This is a genomic window from Tardiphaga sp. OK245 (assembly GCF_900108575.1).
Lineage (GTDB): Bacteria > Pseudomonadota > Alphaproteobacteria > Rhizobiales > Xanthobacteraceae > Tardiphaga > Tardiphaga robiniae.
On sequence record NZ_FNWZ01000005.1, the window covers coordinates 18,386 to 37,337 of the forward strand.

Sequence of the window (18,952 nt, forward strand, 5' to 3'; positions counted from 1 at the left end):
GCATCATGGCCAGTCCCTCCCTCATCCCGGCCGGCGACTTCCGCACCAGCTATGCGGTCGACACCACAATCTTTCCGACCACCACCAGCCGCAACGCGGCGATCCTCGGCGTGGTGCTGATCTGCTTCGCGCCGCAATTGCTCAGCGAATACTGGCTCAGCCAGCTGATCACGATCGGCATCTACGGCATCGCGGCGCTGGGGCTCAACATCCTGGTCGGCTTTACCGGCCAGATCTCCATCGGCCACGCCGCCTTCTTCCTGTTCGGCGCTTTCACCTCGGCCTATATCTCCAACCGCTATCCAATCCCGGTGTTTTTCTCGATTCCCATCGCCGGCGCGGTAACGGCCATCGTGGGACTCATTTTCGGCCTGCCGGCGGCACGGTTGAAAGGGCTGTACCTCGTTATCGCCACGCTGGCCGCGCAATACATTCTGCTCGACTTCTTCTCCCGCGCCGACTGGTTCAGCGGCGGCTCGGTGCCGGCGACGGCCAAAGAGTTCTCGATCTTCGACCATACGCTGCGCGGCGACCGGCAGTATTTCTATGTGGTGCTGGCCTATGTGGTGGCGAGCTATCTGCTGGTTACCAACCTGATGCGCTCGCGCGACGGCCGCGCGCTGGTGGCTGTGCGTGATCACTATCTCTCGGCCGAGATCATGGGCATCAATCTCACCAAATATCGCACGTTGTCCTTCGGCCTCGCGGCGTTCTTCGCCGGCATCGCCGGCGCACTGTACGCGCATAACCAGCTCGTGGTCTCCAACGAGGGTTTCGGCATCGAGCGCTCGATCCTGTTCCTGGCAATGGTCATCATCGGCGGTACCGGCTCGATCATGGGCACGCTGATGGGCACGGCCTTCGTCGTGCTGCTGCCGGAAGCGATGGAATGGATCAGCATGGAGCTGAAGGGCGGCGTCATCGACAAGGCGCTGGCGCTCAACAACAACCTCACATTTTTGCGCGAGATCGCCATCGGCCTCGTCATCATCGCGTTTCTGGTGTTCGAGCCGGACGGGCTCGCGCATCGCTGGCGGCAGATCAAGACCTACTGGAAACTCTACCCGTTCTCGCATTGACGCTTGAACAGGATGGACGACACGAGACCACAAAAATATAAAATCCAACGGGAGAATGCTCATGACGATGAAATCATTTCTAACGTCCGCGTCCATTGCCCTTCTCATTGCGGGGGTGTCCGCCAGTGCGCAGGCGCAGATAGCCGTCGGCCATCTTGCCGATTATTCGGGCGGAACGTCCGACGTCGGCACGCCGTATGGCCAGGGCGTGGTCGATACCTATGCCTGGATCAACAAGAATGGCGGCGTCGGCGGCAAGCAGGTCAATCTCGATAGCAACGACTACGGCTATCAGGTGCCCCGCGCCATCGCGCTGTACAAGAAGTGGTCCGGCGCTGACAAGGTCGCGGCGATCATGGGCTGGGGCACGGCAGATACCGAAGCGCTCACCGGATTCCTGGCACAGGACAAGATCCCCGATATCTCGGGCTCCTACTCGGCGGCACTGACCGACCCGACCGGTGCCGGCGGCAAGGCGAAGCCCGCGCCCTATAATTTCTTTTATGGCCCGTCCTATTCGGACGCGCTGCGCGCAGAGTTGACCTGGGCAGCGGAAGACTGGAAGTCCAAGGGCAAGTCAGGCAAGCCGAAATATGTCCATATGGGCGCCAACCATCCCTACCCCAACGCGCCCAAAGCGGCTGGTGAAGCGCTTGCTGCCGAACTCGGCTTTGAAGTCCTGCCGCCATTGGTCTTCGCACTCGCGCCCGGTGACTACAGCGCGCAGTGCCTCAGTCTGAAGAGCGCCGGCGCCAACTACGCTTATCTCGGCAACACCGCAGCTTCGAACATCTCGGTGATGAAGGCCTGCAAGGCCGCCGGCGTCGACGTACAATTCATGAGCAATGTGTGGGGCATGGACGAGAACGCCGCAAAGGCCGCAGGCGATGCTGCCGACGGCGTGATCTTCCCGCTGCGCACGGCGGTGAGCTGGGGCGGCAACGCGCCAGGCATGAAGACCGTGCAGGAGATTTCCAAGATCTCCGACCCGTCGGGCAAGATCTATCGCCCGGTGCACTACATCGCGGCCGTCTGCACCTCGCTTTACATGAAGGAAGCGCTGGACTGGGCCGCGAAAAACGGCGGCGCCACCGGAGAGAACGTCGCCAAGGGCTTCTACCAGAAGAAGGACTGGGTGCCGGCCGGCATGGAGGGCGTCTGCAATCCCTCGACCTGGACCGACAAAGATCACCGCCCGACCACCAAGGTCGATCTGTATCGCTCGAAGGTTTCCGGCGCGACCGATGGCGATCTGAACGACCTGATGGCCAAGGGCACGATCAAGCTCGAGAAGGTCAAGACAGTCGAGCTGCCGCGCAAGCCGGAATGGCATGGGTGGTAGTTTGAACTAGGACGCCGATGTTCCCCTCCCCTTGCGGGGAGGGGTCAGGGGTGGGGGTGCCACGAGCGGCGGCGCTTGTGGCACCCCCACCCGACCAGTGGGCCGGCCACCCTCCCCGCAAGGGGGGAGGGAAAAGAACAGCGACCGGAGTGACATCTGTGCAAACTACACTTCAGCCCGAGACGAAAATCACAGTGGCCCCGGCCACCACCGCCCCCCTGCTCGACATCCGCAATATCGAGGTCGTCTATGACGACGTGATCCTCGTACTGCGCGGCCTCAGCATGGAAGTTCCGAAGGGCGCGATCGTCGCGCTGCTCGGTGCCAACGGTGCTGGAAAGTCGACCACATTGAAGGCGATCTCGGGCCTCCTGAAAACCGAAGACGGCGAAGTCACGCGCGGCGAGATCCTGTTCGATGGCGCGCGCATCCACGGCATCGATCCCGACAAGATCGCCCGCCGCGGCATCTTCCAGGTGATGGAAGGCCGCCGCATCGTGTCCGACATGACGTCACTGGAAAACCTACGGCTCGGCGCCTTCACGCGCAGGGACAACGAGGTCTCCACCGATATCGACATGGTCTACGATTACTTCCCGCGGCTGAAGGAAAGAACAGGCTTGGCCGGCTATCTCTCCGGCGGTGAGCAGCAGATGCTGGCGATCGGACGCGCGCTAATGGCGCGGCCGAAGATGATCCTGATGGACGAACCCTCCATGGGCCTGTCGCCACTGCTGGTGAAGGAGGTGTTCGCCATCATCAAGAAGATCAACCGCGATCTCGGCGTCACCATTTTGCTGGTGGAGCAAAATGCCCGCGCGGCGCTATCGGTCGCGAGCCACGGCTACATCATGGAACAGGGTAAGGTGGTGCTCGACGGAACCGCTGACGAACTCCGCGACAACGAGGACGTGAAGGAGTTCTATCTCGGCGGCGCCGGCGACCAGCGCAAGAGCTTCAAGAATCTGAAGAGCTTCAAGCGACGCAAGCGATGGCTTTAGCTGCTGGCAGCCTCTGCCGTCATGACGCCGGTCTTGCACGCAAGGATCGCGCGAATGCGGCGCGACACCAGCAACAGGATGACGAGCACAATGACCAGGGCCATGGCAATCAGCACACGGTTGAGCGGCACTGGTCCATCATCGAGCAACAACGCCCGTCCGGACGCACCGAGATACACGTAAAGCACGATCTGCGGCAGCGTGAACACGAAAGTGACGAGGGCGAACGGGAGCAGTCCGATATTTGTCAAACCGAACAGATAATTTTGCACCGAATTGGGCAATGGTCCGCCGAACCGCATCAGTGCGACGATGCGCCAGCCTTCGTCATCGACGGCCTGGGCAATGAGGCGCCAGGCCGCGCGTTTTTCGGTCTGCCGTTCCACCCAACCGCGCAGAACGGAGCGCGCCAGCATGAAGGCCAGAACGGATGCAGCCGCGGCGACTGGAACAATGACAACGAGAGAGCGCAAGCCGAATGCAGCACCGGCACCGAGCACGATGAAGGTTCGCGGGACCGGCAAAAACGAAGAGGCAACCACCAATGCGGCCAGCACAACGGCAGCAGGAAGATCGAGTTGGCCGAAGCTTTCGAGCCATTGGACGATACGTTCTGACGACATGATTTCCCACTAGCACGGCGCGACAGGCTACCGGAATAATCGCGACGACGCCAAACCACCAGGATTCATCCAGATGCGCCACTTCGACACACTCGAGAATTGCGATCCGTCGCAGCGCCAGGCCAATCTGTTTTCGCGCCTGCCGGATGTGCTGCGCCACGCGATGCAGGCGCCCGCTTATGCGGAGCATCTCAAGGGCATCGATCCCGCTGCGATCGTCAGCCGCGCGGCACTGGCGCACCTGCCGGTGCTGCGCAAATCCGACCTGCCGGCCCTGCACAAGGCCAGCCCACCGTTCGGCGGCTTCGTGTCAGGCGCGACCGGCTCGTTCGGCCGGTTGTTCACCTCGCCGGGGCCCATTTTCGAGCCGGAGTCGAAACAGGCTGATCCCTGGCGCGGCGCGCGGGCGCTCTATGCCGCAGGGTTCCGCGGGGGCGACGTGGTGCTGAATACTTTCAGCTATCACCTGACCCCCGGCGGCTTCATCTTCGACGGCGCTGCGCGGGCGCTCGGCTGCGCCGTGATCCCTGCGGGCCCGGGGAACACCGAACAACAACTCGAACTGATCGAGACCTATCGTCCATCCGCCTATAGCGGCACGCCGGATTTCCTGAAGATCCTGCTGGATGCCGGCAAGGCCGCCCTGCGCGACATGTCATCCATCAAGCGCGCCATGGTGTCCGGCGCGGCCTTCCCGCCATCGCTGCAGGCGGAGATCGCATCGCGCGGTGTCGAGGCCTATCAGGCCTTCGCCACCGCCGATCTGGGCTTCATCGCCTATGAGAGCACGGCCCGGGACGGCCTGATCGTCAATGAGGACCTGATCCTGGAAATCGTGACCCCTGGGACCGGCGCGCCTGTGACCGAGGGCGATGTCGGCGAGATCGTGGTGACGTCGCTGGATCCGCACCACCCGTGGATCCGGCTGGCACTGGGCGACCTGACGGCCGCCCTGCCCGGCCCCAGCGCCTGCGGCCGGAGCAATATGCGCATCCGGGGCTGGATGGGCCGCGCCGACCAGGCCACCAAGGTCAAGGGTATGTTCGTGCGGCCCGAACAGGTCGCCGAAATCGGCAAGCGGCACCCGGAACTCGGCCGGCTACGGCTGGTGGTGTCCAGAGACGGTGAAAACGATGCCATGGTGCTGAAAGCCGAAGCGGCGGCCCGGGACAAGCCCGGCCTGCAGGAGGCCGTCACAGCCACGCTCAGGGCCGTCAGCAAGCTTGGTGGCGCCGTGGAGCTGGTGGCGCCGGCCTCGCTGCCCAATGACGGCAAGATCATCGCGGACGAGCGCGGGAACTGACCACGCAGGACTGCCGCGGCGCATCATAAAAAGCCGGACTTCCCCGGGCGATCCTGCTATGCAGCCGCCCAGATCGAGGATGCCTGCTGCCGTGAGACTGATTTTACCACAAATTGTCGAGACCTGGCTGTCGCGCCCCACGGTGTCGAAGATCATCAGCTTCGGCGTGATCGGCCTCGGCAACACCCTCATCGATCTCGCCATCTTCACCCTCGCCTATCAGGTGCTGAAGCTGCCGCTGGTGCCCGCCAATGTCATAGCCTGGCTGGTGGCCGTATCGTGTTCCTACGTGATGAACACCATGATCACGTTCCGCGCCGAATCCGGCCGCGTGCTGCGACGGAAGGATTATCTCAGCTTCGTCGCCTCGGGTGTATTAGGCGTGATCGCGACCACCACCACGCTCGTGATGCTGTCGCACTTCATGCCGGTCTATGCCGCCAAGCTTCTGGCCATTTTGGTCAGCTTCATCGTGAATTTCACGATGTCGCATTTCGTGGTGTTCCGGACCAAGCCGACGGATCCGAACGAAGCCATCCGCTAGATCGCACAGGCGGTCAGGCGCCGAGCACCCGTTCGGCTTCGGCGACCGCGCATAGAATATGATAGAAGGATGACGCCGGGATCGTATCGACCAGCGAGCGTCCCTCACCGTCGAACTGATCGTACCAGCCGCCTTTGACGGGATGCTGGAGATAATACTTGTCCAGCCGCATCAGCGCTGCCCGTGCCTCGTCGGCCGCGCCCTCGACTCCTGACTCCGCCTGCGCGACGAAGGCCTTGACGATCTCGGTCTGCGGCCAGCAGCGCCGTGTGGCCTTGACGATATTGCCCTGGGCGTCGCCTTCGTCCACCAGGCAGCCGGTAGCGTCGCGATAGCGCAGCGCGGATTCGAGCAAGGCGGCGCGCTGCTTGCCGGTCGGGCAGCCGGTGATGCGTTCGAAGCCCTTGAGCAGCCAGACCCATTCTGCCTGATGACCGGGCTCGACGCTGACCGGCTCGATCCGCGACCAGTCCTGTTCGAAATATTCGCCGAGCACGCCCTTCTTCGCATCGAACAGATTCGACGAGAACAGACCGAACAGATCGCCGGCCCGCGCCTGGAATGCCTGATCATGGGTAGCATCAAAAGCCGCGATGAAGGCCTCCAGCAGATGCATCTGCGGATTCTGCCGTCGCGGCATCGAAGCCGGCGCGCCCTCGAGATAACCGCCATCTGGCGAGCGCAACTGCGTATCAATGAACTGCATCAATTCGTCGATCTCGGCGCGCACACTGGCATCACGATCAAGCTGATAGACCGTCGCCAGTGCCAGCAGAACGAAAGCGTGGTCATAGGTGTCACGCAGCGGGTTCAGCACCGAACCATCGGGCGCGAGAATGTGCACGAAGCCCGGCTTGCCATCCGGCGCCTTCGCTTTGGCCAGCATGTAATCGAGACCCTTGCGCGCAATCTCGGCGCCCTGCGGGTACCAGCCGAGCTGCGCCGCCTTGGCGAAACAGTAGATCTGGCGAGCCTGCACGCGGACACGGCGGGGGGCGGACGTCTCGGGCGTGCCATCGGCAGCAAGACGTTCGATGAAGCCACTTTCCCGAGAATCCCAGCCTTCTCTAGACCAGAGCGGCAGCGAATTCGCCACAAGGCCGGCTTTCAATACAGTAACGATACCTTGTATCTGGCCCGTACGAGCGCCCTTGGTCGTTTCAATCATAAGAGGTCCAACTTTGCTCACACTAAGTCAGTGTAGTCGCGCTGATCGCTCATGCCAAGGCGACAGCCGAGCGTGTCTCTCGCAAAATCTCTCGTACGATTTGTCACTAGGATGACGCACCGGCAGCGTGTTGGGCGGCTTTAAATTGGCTTCGTTCTGCAATTTTTCCTAGCCGCCTTCTTAAGACACCAGCGATGCGCTGGCAGAGGTCCACAAGACCAACTTCAAACTGTCGCCTGAGCGCTCGTCGCTGCATGACTCACCTCCAGCTGTCATGGGGTCTGGCCCGATACAACTGAGCTCGTGCGTAATACATTTGAGTCGCAGCCCGCCCAGCACAAACGCCCGCTGTTCCTGATCATCTTTCGGAGGCGATCAAGCGGCCTTGCTACAACTGTGATGAGAAGCAGCGAACCAAATATCGACAATCCGGCAACGACGAACGCGCTCAATTCCTTATGACCCGTCAGGAATGCACCCCAAAAATAGGACGACAGGCTGATCATCAGCCAATGAATGATGTAGATCGGGTAAGATAACTCGCCGATTGCGCGGTCCGCCTGCCAGTACCCGATCTTGAAAGACCGCTGAAACGCGAAAAGCGCCGGCAGCGCGAGACTGAACAGGACACAGGTTGCTGTCGGCTCCCACAGGCCGGGCATGATCGTCACGTTCCACGCGCGGGCCCAATATCGCACGCCGACGAGCAAAAGCATTGTCACGGCAACGACGATCGCGTCGATGAGATGCGGCCGAAAGCGCGCCGCCAGCATTCGATAGGCGGGGACAAACCATTGGTGCGACACCGCTCCGAGCAGAAACAGCGACAGCTCGAATGCGAACATCCGGTACAGCCATGGATCTGATCCGCCGAAATAATTGAGTGACCAGATTTTCAGTGCTGCTGCAGCCATGAAGGCCAGCAGCAAAGTCCGCTTATTCAACAGCAGCAGTGGCGCGAGCACATAGAACGACACCTCTATACCGAGGGTCCACGCCTGAGGAATGGGATAAAACGTCCACAACGGAGGTTGCGACTTCCAAAAATCAGGCTGGATAACCAGATGACCTCGATCAAGGCCAAGGAAGTAGCTCCAGTCCTGCCCGAACAGCAAGATGTTGGATAGCCACAGATAAAGTTTCGCTCCGGTCGACATCTCGGCGGACAGAAGCGCGGGCCGTGCGAAAACGTCCGGAAAGACAAGAAAGCCGCCAGCCGCGAACAGCAGAACGGCAAAATAGATCGGGTAAAGCCGAAGAGCGCGGTTGGCGTAGAATGATGCCCAGTTGGTGCGATAGACTGGATTGCCGAGCAAAGCGAAGGAAATCAGGAACCCTGAGGCGACGTAGAACATCTCTACTGCCATTCCCGGCTCGATGAAAGAATACGACGAACCCGCATGGCTCAATACGACTGCCAGCGCCAGCAGCGTTCGCACAATGCCCATTTACCCTCGTCATCCCCGCATCTAGAGGACAATCCTCCGTTAGGTTGATTAATGCCGTGCAGCCGCGGTTCGTTCCCCGGCGAAGGGGACTGAGTCAAACCGTGGAACGGCGCGTCCGCGACTTGGTCGGTACCGCAGAAATTTAGGTACGCTAATGATCGGGGATCGCCTACCGACCGGACGTCCTGCTCCCGTTTGCAGCCTATCCCTTGATTGGCTTTCTTTTTCAGCGTATGCCGGCGTCGGATTGTGCTCAAAAATACCGGCCAGGGCGTTCAGAGAATGACAATGATTGTAGGAGGGCGAGGAAAATCCTTCACGTTCAAATTTCCCGTCATTCCAGACGCGCGCGGCAACCTTACTTTTGTCGAAGGTAACCGGCACGTTCCCTTTGAGTTGAACCGGGTCTATTACCTCTATGACGTTCCGAGTGGCGCCGTGCGCGGTGGACACGCGCATCGCGATCTCGAACAAGTGCTGATCAGCCTTTCGGGAAGCTTCGACGTCAGCGTCGACAACGGTGTCACGCGCGAGCGCTATTCGCTGAACCGATCCCATATCGGCCTCTACATCGGCCCAATGGTCTGGCGTGAAATGGAGAACTTCTCCTCCAACGCCATCTGTCTAGTGCTTGCCTCCAAGATCTATGACGAGAGCGACTATTTCCGCGACTACGACCAATTCATCAAGGAACTGGCTGATCAACAATGAAGGTCCCCTTTTTTGATTTCGCGGGATCCCTCATCGACATCAAGCCCGAAGTCGATAGCGCGATCAGTCAGGTGATCGACAGCGGCCGCACCATAATGGGCCCGCAGCTGGAAGCGTTCGAGCGCGAATTTGCTGCTTATTGCAATGCGTCTCACGCTATCGGCGTCGGCAATGGGCTCGATGCTCTGACGCTGGTGTTGCGCGCGATCGGCGTCGGTCCGGGCGACGAGGTGATCGTCCCTTCGCAGACATTCATCGCCACCTGGCTGGCTGTCTCCCATGTCGGCGCTACGCCCGTACCGGTGGATATCGATCCTGTGACCTATTCGCTGGACGCCGGTCGTCTCGAAGCTGCGATTACACCGCAGACACGTGTGATCATCCCGGTTCACCTGTTCGGCCACATCGGCGATATGGACAAGATCTGCGAGATCGCTGACCGGCACGATCTATTCGTCTTGGAGGACGCCGCGCAGGCGCATGGCGCGCGCTACAAGGATCGTCGCTGCGGCACGCTCGGCCGCGCCGCGGCGTTCAGCTTTTATCCGACAAAGAATCTTGGCGCGCTCGGCGACGGCGGCGCCATCACCACGAACGACGCAACGCTGGCCCGCAGCCTGCGAGCGCTTCGCAACTACGGCTCCGCTGAAAAGTACGTGCATGAGGTCATCGGCTACAACTCGCGGCTCGACGAGATGCAGGCGGCCATCCTGCGGGTGAAGCTGAAATATCTCGACTCGTGGAACACGACACGGCGTTCGCTTGCGCGGCAATATCAGGACAAGCTGGCCGGCATTCCCGGCCTCAAACTGCCGACCCAGGCGAACTGGGCGGAGCATGTGTATCACCTTTTTGTTGTCGAGTGCGACGACCGGGATGGACTGGCAACCTCGCTACGCGAGCAAGGTATCGATACGCTGGTGCACTATCCCGCTCCGCCCGGCCAACAGATGGCCTATAGCTACCTAGCCGCCGAGGGCAAGTATCCGCTCGGAGAAGCCGCAGCGCAGCGCTGCCTGTCGTTGCCTATGTGGCCGCAGATGACCACGGAACAGCTCGATTATACCGTCGCCTGTATCCGCAAGAGCCGCGCCTGATCGCGCAAGGTCGCACCGCGCTAGTCTTCCAGCGTGGTTCGGTCGACGTTGTTCTTGGCGAGCCAGAACCATAGCCCCGGGATCGAGGCCAGAATTGCGACGAAGCCCATGCACAGCGAGATCATGACTGCGTCCGGCTCCGACAGCCCCACGCGCGCGCCCATATAGGCCATCAGGCCTTCGCGGATGCCCCAGCCGTTGATCGAGATCGGCACCGAAATAGCGAGAATAACAATCGGCATGATCAGCATCCAGGTGAGACGCGCCTCGACGCCAAGCGACTGCGCCAGAAAATACGCGGACAAAATCGTGAGGCCGTGCACCGCCACCGAATAAGCGAGCGCGGCGACGACGACGCGCGCCGGCACCGCGGCTATCGGGCCGAGCAGTGTCCGGATCCAGGGACCGAACCTGCGCCAAAGAAGTGTCGAGCACGCGGCGAGCAAAATCGTACCGCCGGCGCCGGCCCAGAGCAGCGGATAGATTTCGTCGGGAAAATAAGGAAAAAGCCCCGGCAAGCTGGCAACAATCAACAAGAATACCGCGACCAGCGCCGAGAGCCGATCCAGAATGAGGCTGGTGACCAGCGGTCGGGCCAGCGTGCCGGGCCCCCACACGAGCCAGCCGCGGATCACGTCGCCGCCGATCGCCCCGGGAAGAATCTGACCGACGAACAGTCCCGCGAAGGTGGCGCGCGTGGCGTCCGCCTGCGAAATTGGGAAACCGAGGGTCCCTGCAATCAGCCGCCAGCGGGCTCCCACCAGCGGCACCGTAATCAGCGCGGCGAGCAGCGCGGCTGCGACGTAGCCCGGATGCGCTTCCGGTATTCGCGACAGGATGTCGGAAACGCTCAGGCGCCGCAGGATGACGAACAAAGCTACCGCAGACAGCGCAACCTTGATTGAAATGAGAGCAATTTTCCGTCCACGCCGGGCCGTCACGCGACACCTCATATTGAAAAAGATCGCGCACAAAACGTGGCAACCGGCGTAGTCGCCGGTGATCGTCAGGTGTGGGCCAAGTTGCCGGGCTGGTATCATCTCGCCGACGCGGTCGCAAGCGTTCTGCCTGCCCGGAACAGCGGTAGACAGCCTGAAACGCCTGTTGGGAACACAATCGGCGATGGACATTGAGGGGGCCGGATGATAGCCGCACAGAGCACCCTGAAAAGTGGAAACAATGTCCGGAAAGCCCGTATTAGCGCGTATAATCACCGAGGATGCGGGCCGCATCTGCGAGCGGCTGAACCTCGGCGCGGTCGCCGACAAACGGGTTCTGATTACCGGATCCTCCGGGCTGATCGGCATCTACTTTCTCGCCTCGCTGCGGCAGCTCATCGACCGCGGAGCGGGCTGCAAGGTGACGCTCGTGGTGTTTTCGGCGCCCGATGCCCTGTTCTCGGAACTGGCCGCGCATGCGGATATCAACGTGGTGCGGGGAGACATCGCCGATCCGCTGTTCTGTCGGGCTTTGCCGATGTCCGATCTGATCATCCATTCGGCCGGCTACGGGCAGCCCGGGCGCTTCATGAGCGATCCGGTGAAAACCATCGCGCTCAATGCCATGGGTACGATGGAGCTGATGAACCGGCTTTCTCCCGACGGCAAATTCCTGTTCACCAGTTCGGCCGAGGTGTACACTGGGCTGGTCGACGGGCCGTTTCATGAAAGCCGCATCGGGACCACCAATACCGACCATCCCCGCGCCTGCTACATCGAAGGCAAGCGTGTCGGCGAAGCCATCTGCCACGCCTATCGCCAGCGCGGCGTCGCCGCGAAGTCCGCGCGCATCGCCCTCACCTACGGGCCCGGTACAAAACCGCACGACCGGCGGGTCCTGAATATGTTCATCGAAAAGGGACTGTCCGGCACCATCGCCATGGTCGATGGCGGTGAGGCGCTGCGCACGTTCATCTACGTGACCGATACCATTGAGGCGCTATGGAACATTCTGCTCACCGGCCGCGACGGCGTCTATAACATCGGCGGACAGGAAGAGGTCAGCATCCTCGCGCTCGCGGAAACCACCGGCCGGCTGATGAACGCCACCGTCACGCGCGGCGCCACCGACGGCGTCGCCGGCGCGCCGGCCGTCGTCCGGCTGGATATGTCTCGCTACGAGACCGAGTTCGGCAAGCAGCAACTCGTGCCATTGCAGGCGGGCCTCGCACGCACGATCGAATGGCAACGCGCGCTTTATGCGCTAGGCAATTAAACGGTCGCAGCTCGCGCGCGCCTCCGAATTCCATAAAGGATTTTTCTCAATGAATGTGACGCTGCTTGTTCTGACCTGGAACGAATACGAATCGATGCTTGAGATCATGCCGATGATCGATCGTTCGCTGTTCAAGCAGATCCTTGTCGTCGATGGCGGTTCGACCGACGGCACGATCGAGTACGCCCGCGAGCAGGGCTACGAAGTGTATGTGCAGAAGCAGCGCGGCCTGCGCGCGGCCTATCGCGAGGCGCTCGAACATATCGTCGGCGACGTCGTCATCACCTTCAGCCCGGACGGCAATTCGCTCGCGGAGAAGCTGCCCGAGCTCGTCGCCAAGATGCGCGAGGGCTATGACATGGTGATCGTGTCGCGCTACCTGCCGCCCGCAAAGAGCCAGGACGACAGCTTAGTGACCGGGTTCGGCAACTGGTTCTTCACGCGCCTGACCAATGTGCTGCACGGCAGCAACTACACGGACGCGTTCGTGATGCTGCGCGGCTACCGGACCGCGCTGCTCACCGAACTCGACCTGCTCGGCGACAACGGCTTCAAGACGCCCGAGCGGCTGTTCAAGACCAACATCCCGATCGAGCCCCTGCTCTCCGTGCGCGCCGCGCGGGCGAAGTGTCGCATCACCGAAATTCCCGGCGACGAGCCCGCTCGCCTGAAGGGCGAGCGCAAGATGCGCGTGATCCGCTGGGGCCTCGGCTTCCTGTACCAGATCGTCCGCGAGGCCTTTCCGCAGCGCAAGTCAACCCAGACCGCCAAGGCAAGCCTTGACCGCCGCCCGAGTTAATGAAGCCCGCCGCGGGAGTTCGCCCGCCGCTCATAAATGTCTTGTTCGAAACACTCAACCAATCGACCAGCAGGTAACGGCATGACTGCAGACCGTATGGCCAAAGAAGCCGCTCCCCAGGCGAAGCGCAACACCGCCGATGCCGAACAGCTCTACCGCGACCTGAAATTCATTCGCCGCGTCGAGGAGACCATCGCGGTCATCTACCCCTCCGACAAGATCAAGAGCCCGGTGCATCTGTCGATCGGACAGGAGTCGATCGCGGTGGGCATCTGCAGCGCGCTGCGCCCTGACGATATCGTCGCCGGAACGTATCGCGGTCACGCGCTGTTCCTGGCCAAGGGCGGCGATCTCAACGCCATGATGGCCGAACTGTACGGCAAGACTACCGGCTGCTCCGGCGGCAAGGGCGGCTCGATGCATCTGGTCGGCTTTGACCAGGGCATTCTCGGCACCTCGGCCATCGTCGGCAGCACGATCCCGATCGCCGTGGGCTATGCAATGGCGCTGAAGCGCGAAGGCAAGGGCCGCGTGGTCACCGTGTTCATGGGCGACGGCGCGACCGAAGAAGGCGTGTTCTACGAGAGCGTCAACTTCGCGGCGCTGCATAAGCTGCCAATCGTGTTCGTGTGCGAGAACAACGGCTATGCGATCTATACCGCGCTCAACAAGCGCTGGTCGTCGAGCACGATCTGCGACCGCGTGAAGGGCTTTGGCGTGCCGGTGCAGCGCTTCGAGACCGGCGACGTGTTCGAAATTCGCGATGCCCTGCACTCGCATCTTAACGGCATCCGCCAGGACAACGCCGGGCCGCTGTTCTTTGAGTGCCTAACCTATCGCTGGCTCGAACATGTCGGGCCTCACGAAGACTACAATCTCGGCCATCGCAGCCGCGACGAAGCCAAATTCTGGCTCGAGAACGATCAGGTGGCGCTCACCGGCGCAATGATCGACCCGGCACGGCGCGCCATCATCGACGAGGAGATCGAAACCCGGATCGCCCGTGCGGTGGAGTTCGCCGAGACGTCGCCGCTTCCCACAGACGGCGAGCTCTACGCCAACGTTTTCGCACCATAGGACGCCTTCGGCGTGGGCGGGCACTGCGACGTGCCATCCGCTGGCCGGGTCCGTTACAAAATTTCGATCCAGGAGTTTGCCACATGACGCAATCGACAAAATCCGGCCTCCGCGAACTCCGCTATGTCGAGGCCGTGCGCGAAGCCATGGCGCAGGAGATGGAAGCCGATCCCAGCGTCTTCATCATGGGTCTCGACGTCGACGATCCCAAGCGCATCCTTGGGTCGACCAAGGGTCTGGTCGAGACGTTCGGGCCCGACCGCATTTTTACGACGCCGCTGTCGGAGGACGCTATGACCGGCGTCGCGATCGGCGCAGCGATGGCCGGCATGCGCCCGATCCATATTCATATCCGCGTCGATTTCCTGATGCTGTGCATGAACCAGCTCGTCAACATGGCAGCGAAGACGCACTACATGTACGGCGGCAGCGTGCGCGTGCCGCTGGTCGTGCGGGCGATCATTGGAAAATCCTGGGGCCAGGGCGCGCAGCATTCGCAGGCGCTGCACTCAATGTTCATGCACGTTCCCGGCCTCAAGGTGCTGATGCCGTCGAACGCCCACGACGCCAAGGGCTGCATGATCGCCGCCATCCGCGACAACAACCCCGTGCTCGTTCTAGAGCATCGCACGCTGTTCGACATCCCGAGCGAAGTGCCAGAGGAGCCTTACGCGGTGCCGTTCGGCAAGTGCCGCGTCTACCCGAAGGGGAACGACATCACCATCGTCGGCATCTCCAACATGGTGGTGGAATGCCTCCGCGCGCAAGAACTGCTGACGGAGGTAGGAATTGGCGCCGAGGTAATCGACCCGATCTCTCTGGTGCCGCTCGATATCGAGACCATCCTGACGTCGGTGAAGCGGACCGGGCGCCTGCTGGTGATCGACAATGCGTGGACTAACTGCGGAGCCAGCGCGGAGATTATCGCGCGCGTTGCGGAGACGCCGGGAATGCCCGCCGGGCTGGTGATGCGACGTTCCGGCTTCGCGCCAACGCCCTGCCCCACCGCCAGCAATCTCGAGAAGCTGTTCTATCCCAACCCCGCTACCATTGCCGCCTCCGCGAGCCGGATGGTGCGCGGCGACGACGGCTGGGTGCCGGACGCGTCGCGCTACGATCGCTCGCATACAACGCCGTTCCGCGGGCCGTTCTGATCTCAGCCCAGCCTGACGAGGGTCTGCTTCAGCAGGCGGATATGATCGTCGATCGGGAACTGGTGGTTGCCGACGAACAGTCCGTGCTCATGCACGCGGTCGGCGTGGCGCAGCGTGCCGTGGATTTCGTGCGTCATCCACTTGATCACCGGATTGCGGGTGAAGTTGCCCGCCACCACGGGACGGCACTCGATGCCGGCCTGCCGCAGCGCATCGACAACCTGCTTGCGGTCAAAACCCGCGCGCTCGGTGACCGTCAGCGCGAAACCGAACCAGCTGCTCTCGCCAATCTCTTGCTGGATCGAGAACCGTGGATCGTTGCCGAACAACTCCTGGAACACCACGGCGTTGTGGCGCCTGGCTTCGATGAAGCCCGGCAGCTTGCGCAACTGATGCGATCCGATCGCACCTGAGAATTCGATCGGGCGCAGATTATAGCCGGGCAGCACGAAGCGGAACGACTCGAAGAACGGATCATTGCTGAGCTCGCCGGCGATGTGGTTCTTCTGCGGTAGCCCGCGTGTCCAGCCGTGCGAGCGCGTCGACTTGAGGATCTGGTAGAGCTCCTCGTCGTCGGTGACGATCAGGCCGCCTTCCATGGTCGACATGTGGTGGCTGAAGAACGTGCTGAAGGTGCCCATCACGCCGAAGGTGCCGCACTGCTTGCCCTTGAACGTGGCGCCCATCGACTCGCAGTTGTCTTCCACGATGATGATCTGGCGGTCGCCGATGATCTTGCCGATGGCTTCGAAGTCGTTGGAATTGCCGAGCAGGTTGACGGCGAAGATCAGCCGGGTGGAATCCGTGACGGCCTCTGCCAGCGCCGTGAGGTCGAAGTTCAAGGTATCGGGATCGATATCGACGAACTTCAGCTTCAGCCCATACTGCGACAGCGGATAGTAGGTGGTGGCCCACGACACGGCGGGGACGATCACCTCATCGCCGGCCTTCAGCGCGCCGGCGCCGCGGTAGAACAGCGCGGCAATCGCCAGCAAGTTGGCCGACGAGCCGGAGTTCACCATGATGCAGTACTTACTGCCGGTATAGGCGGCGAACTCTTCTTCGAACTTCCGAACGTGCTCACCCATGGTGAACATGCCGGTGGCCATCACCGACTGGATGGCACCCAACTCTTCGTCGTCCCAGGAACTGCTCGCGAGGGGATATTGAATGGTCACTGGATGTTCTCGTTCAGGATGTCGTGTTGATAAAAAGCATAGGACTTCCGCAGTCCGTCGGACAAGGAGGTGGGCGCGCGCCAGCCCCACGCCGCGATCCGCGAAACGTCGAGCAGCTTGCGCGCCATGCCGGAGGGCTTGGTGAGATCGTGCACGAACCTGCCCTTGAAGCCAACGATCGCGGCAATTTCCGAGTAGAACGTATTGATGTCGTGGTCCTCGCCGGTGCCGACATTGGCCAGCGCAGGCAGATCGTCGAAGCGCTCCACCGCGCGGAGCACGCAATCGGCCAGATCGCCAGCTAGCATGAACTCGCGGCGCGCCAGGCCATCGCCCCAGATATCCACCTCGGCCACATGGGCGAAGCGGGCGGCGTGCACCTTGGCAATGACCGCCGGGACCATGTGCGAGCTGGACGGATCGAACGAGTCGAAACGGCCGTAGAGATTGCTGGCGATCAGCGTCTTGTAGGCGAAGGACGGATCCTCTTTGCTGATCGCCTCGCACAGCTTGAGCGCCGCCATCCGGGCCAACGCATAACCTTCGTTGGTCGGCTCGAACTCGCCCTGCAGCAGACTGCTTTCCTGCAGTGGATTGGGCGCGTTGCGCGGATAGACGCAAGAGCACGACAAATTCAGCAGCCGCGTCACGCCAGCGCGGCGCGATTCCGCGATCACGTTGCGGCCGATGTCGAGATTATCCAGCAGAAACCTGACGGGCTCGCGGATGTTGGCCTGAATGCCGCCCACGACGCCCGCGGCGTGGATCACGAAGTTGGGCTTTTCCGCTTTCAGAAAGCCACGGACTTGGTCGCGGTCGCGCAGGTCGACCTTGTCGCGCCCCGGTGTCAGCCAGACATAGTTTTGGGCGTCGGAATGCTCCAGCAGGTTTCGCCCGACCATTCCGGTCGCGCCAGTGAGCAGTATTCTCATGCTTCGCGAATCCCGAGCGGGTATTCATTCGGGACACGGCCGTCTCGCAGCGCCTGGATTTCTAGGTCGACCATCTCCTGCGCCAGTTCCAGGAAGCTGATCTGCGGCACCCAGCCTAGTCGCTCGCGCGCCTTGGTGGCGTCGCCGAGCAGGAACTCAACCTCGGTCGGGCGGAAATAGGCGGGGTCGACGAAAACCAGATCGACGCCGGTTTCGGCGTTATAGCCGACCTCTTCGAGACCCTGGCCGCGCCATGCAATCGGGATGCCGGCACGGGCGAACGATACTTCGACGAATTCGCGCACCGAGTGCACTTCGCCGGTGGCCAGTACATAGTCCGAGGGTTCGTCCTGCTGCAGCATCAGCCACATGCCGCGCACATACTCCTTGGCATGACCCCAGTCGCGTTGCGCTTCGAGGTTGCCCAGATAGAGATGCTTCTGCCGGCCGGCCGCGATGGCGGCGACAGCGCGGCTGATCTTGCGCGTGACGAAGGTCTCGCCGCGCATGGAGCTCTCGTGATTGAACAGAATGCCGCATGACGCATGCATGCCGTAGGCCTCCCGGTAGTTCACCGTGATCCAGTGAGCATACAGCTTGGCGGCGGCATAGGGGCTACGCGGATAGAACGGCGTCGTCTCGCGCTGCGGGGTCTCCTGCACCTTGCCGTACAGCTCGGACGTGGAGGCCTGGTAAAAGCGGATCTTGTCACCGAGCTTCAGGATGCGGATCGCCTCGAGCAGCCGCAGCGTGCCCAGCGCGTCGGAATTTGCAGTGTATTCCGGGGTTTCGAAGCTGACCGCGACATGGCTCTGAGCGCCGAGATTATAGATCTCGTCGGGCTGAACGTCCTGAATGATCCGGATCAGATTGGTGGCGTCGGTCAGATCGCCATAGTGCAGGAAGAAGCGTGCGGAGGGTTCGTGCCGGTCATTGTACAGATGGCTGAGGCGGCCGGTATTGAACGACGAGGAACGGCGCTTCACGCCATGGACGATATAGCCCTTCTCAAGCAACAGCTCGGAAAGATAGGCTCCATCCTGACCGGTTACGCCGGTAATCAAAGCGACTTTCGACATCGACAACTCTTAATATTATGGGTCCAGCCTAACAGGCGACGTTGGGTCATTCTGTAAAGCAGCAAGCCGCCCCAGCGACTTCGCCGACCTGCCCGCGCGGACAGACATGGCCCTGTTCATGGCAGGGCGTCAAGTTGCCCCAAGAACCGGCGGCCGACCAAGATTTTGCTCCCGCCGCGCAACCGGACTTCCGGTGCACACCG

General features: G+C 61.7%; 18 protein-coding genes. 11 read left to right on the forward strand and 7 right to left on the reverse strand.

The window, feature by feature from the left end; translation table 11 throughout:
• Positions 1-5: 5 nt before the first annotated feature.
• The 3 genes from BLW80_RS23250 (at position 6) to BLW80_RS23260 (ending at position 3,422) form a co-directional block, all read left to right on the forward strand.
• Entirely contained in the window at positions 6-1,079 is a 1,074-nt protein-coding gene (locus BLW80_RS23250; RefSeq protein WP_093760128.1) for a branched-chain amino acid ABC transporter permease, read from the forward strand.
• Positions 1,080-1,140: 61 nt separating this feature from the next.
• Complete coding sequence (locus tag BLW80_RS23255) at positions 1,141-2,421, forward strand: ABC transporter substrate-binding protein (RefSeq protein ID WP_093761094.1); 1,281 nt, start codon at positions 1,141-1,143, stop codon at positions 2,419-2,421.
• Between the two features lie 158 nt (positions 2,422-2,579).
• Positions 2,580-3,422 (forward strand): ABC transporter ATP-binding protein, encoded by an 843-nt coding sequence (locus BLW80_RS23260; protein ID WP_093760130.1) that lies wholly within the window; start codon positions 2,580-2,582, stop codon positions 3,420-3,422.
• Here BLW80_RS23260 and BLW80_RS23265 read toward each other — a convergent pair.
• Positions 3,419-4,045, reverse strand: a complete 627-nt coding sequence (locus BLW80_RS23265) for a TVP38/TMEM64 family protein (protein ID WP_093760132.1) — start codon at positions 4,043-4,045, stop codon at positions 3,419-3,421. The two genes, BLW80_RS23260 and BLW80_RS23265, sit on opposite strands and share 4 nt — an antisense overlap.
• Positions 4,046-4,118: 73 nt before the next feature.
• Between BLW80_RS23265 and BLW80_RS23270 the strand changes: the two genes are divergently transcribed.
• Positions 4,119-5,348, forward strand: a complete 1,230-nt coding sequence (locus BLW80_RS23270) for a phenylacetate--CoA ligase family protein (RefSeq protein WP_093760134.1) — start codon at positions 4,119-4,121, stop codon at positions 5,346-5,348.
• Positions 5,349-5,439: 91 nt separating this feature from the next.
• A complete protein-coding gene (locus tag BLW80_RS23275; RefSeq protein WP_093761096.1) occupies positions 5,440-5,892 on the forward strand; it encodes a GtrA family protein in 453 nt (150 codons plus the stop codon).
• Positions 5,893-5,905: 13 nt separating this feature from the next.
• Here BLW80_RS23275 and BLW80_RS23280 read toward each other — a convergent pair whose 3' ends face one another.
• The gene (locus BLW80_RS23280) at positions 5,906-7,060 is read right to left on the reverse strand and encodes an AGE family epimerase/isomerase (protein ID WP_093760136.1); all 1,155 of its coding nucleotides are present in this window, start codon (positions 7,058-7,060) and stop codon (positions 5,906-5,908) included.
• Between the two features lie 272 nt (positions 7,061-7,332).
• Complete coding sequence (locus BLW80_RS23285; RefSeq protein WP_093760138.1) at positions 7,333-8,508, reverse strand: acyltransferase family protein; 1,176 nt, start codon at positions 8,506-8,508, stop codon at positions 7,333-7,335.
• A 249-nt stretch (positions 8,509-8,757) separates the two neighbouring features.
• Here BLW80_RS23285 and BLW80_RS23290 point away from each other — a divergent pair, with 249 nt between their 5' ends.
• Positions 8,758-9,219, forward strand: coding sequence for a sugar 3,4-ketoisomerase (locus BLW80_RS23290; RefSeq protein ID WP_244528426.1), 462 nt, complete (start codon positions 8,758-8,760; stop codon positions 9,217-9,219).
• Positions 9,216-10,316 carry a DegT/DnrJ/EryC1/StrS family aminotransferase gene (locus tag BLW80_RS23295; protein ID WP_093760142.1) on the forward strand — a complete coding sequence of 367 codons (1,101 nt, stop codon included), beginning with the start codon at positions 9,216-9,218 and terminating at the stop codon, positions 10,314-10,316. Before BLW80_RS23290 ends, BLW80_RS23295 begins: the two co-directional genes overlap by 4 nt.
• A 20-nt stretch (positions 10,317-10,336) precedes the next feature.
• Here the strand turns inward: BLW80_RS23295 and BLW80_RS23300 are convergent, their stop codons facing one another.
• On the reverse strand, positions 10,337-11,446 hold the full coding sequence (locus tag BLW80_RS23300) for a lysylphosphatidylglycerol synthase transmembrane domain-containing protein (protein WP_170849772.1): 1,110 nt from the start codon (positions 11,444-11,446) through the stop codon (positions 10,337-10,339).
• Between the two features lie 49 nt (positions 11,447-11,495).
• Here BLW80_RS23300 and BLW80_RS23305 point away from each other — a divergent pair, with 49 nt between their 5' ends.
• From BLW80_RS23305 to BLW80_RS23320, 4 genes are all read left to right on the forward strand, one after another.
• Positions 11,496-12,530, forward strand: coding sequence for an NAD-dependent epimerase/dehydratase family protein (locus BLW80_RS23305; RefSeq protein WP_093760144.1), 1,035 nt, complete (start codon positions 11,496-11,498; stop codon positions 12,528-12,530).
• Between the two features lie 49 nt (positions 12,531-12,579).
• The gene (locus BLW80_RS23310; RefSeq protein WP_093760146.1) at positions 12,580-13,329 is read left to right on the forward strand and encodes a glycosyltransferase family 2 protein; all 750 of its coding nucleotides are present in this window, start codon (positions 12,580-12,582) and stop codon (positions 13,327-13,329) included.
• Between the two features lie 81 nt (positions 13,330-13,410).
• A complete protein-coding gene (locus BLW80_RS23315) occupies positions 13,411-14,406 on the forward strand; it encodes a thiamine pyrophosphate-dependent dehydrogenase E1 component subunit alpha (RefSeq protein ID WP_210185346.1) in 996 nt (331 codons plus the stop codon).
• A gap of 83 nt (positions 14,407-14,489) precedes the next feature.
• A complete protein-coding gene (locus BLW80_RS23320; RefSeq protein ID WP_093760150.1) occupies positions 14,490-15,560 on the forward strand; it encodes an alpha-ketoacid dehydrogenase subunit beta in 1,071 nt (356 codons plus the stop codon).
• Between the two features lie 2 nt (positions 15,561-15,562).
• Here the strand turns inward: BLW80_RS23320 and BLW80_RS23325 are convergent, their stop codons facing one another.
• Genes BLW80_RS23325 through gmd form a run of 3 tightly spaced genes read right to left on the reverse strand, consistent with a single transcriptional unit; the run spans position 15,563 to position 18,749 of the window.
• Positions 15,563-16,738, reverse strand: coding sequence for a DegT/DnrJ/EryC1/StrS family aminotransferase (locus BLW80_RS23325; RefSeq protein ID WP_093760152.1), 1,176 nt, complete (start codon positions 16,736-16,738; stop codon positions 15,563-15,565).
• On the reverse strand, positions 16,735-17,670 hold the full coding sequence (locus BLW80_RS23330; RefSeq protein WP_093760154.1) for an NAD-dependent epimerase/dehydratase family protein: 936 nt from the start codon (positions 17,668-17,670) through the stop codon (positions 16,735-16,737). Before BLW80_RS23330 ends, BLW80_RS23325 begins: the two co-directional genes overlap by 4 nt.
• Positions 17,667-18,749, reverse strand: coding sequence for a GDP-mannose 4,6-dehydratase (gmd, locus tag BLW80_RS23335; RefSeq protein ID WP_093760156.1), 1,083 nt, complete (start codon positions 18,747-18,749; stop codon positions 17,667-17,669). The genes BLW80_RS23330 and gmd overlap by 4 nt, the downstream gene beginning before the upstream one ends.
• Positions 18,750-18,952 lie beyond the last annotated feature (203 nt).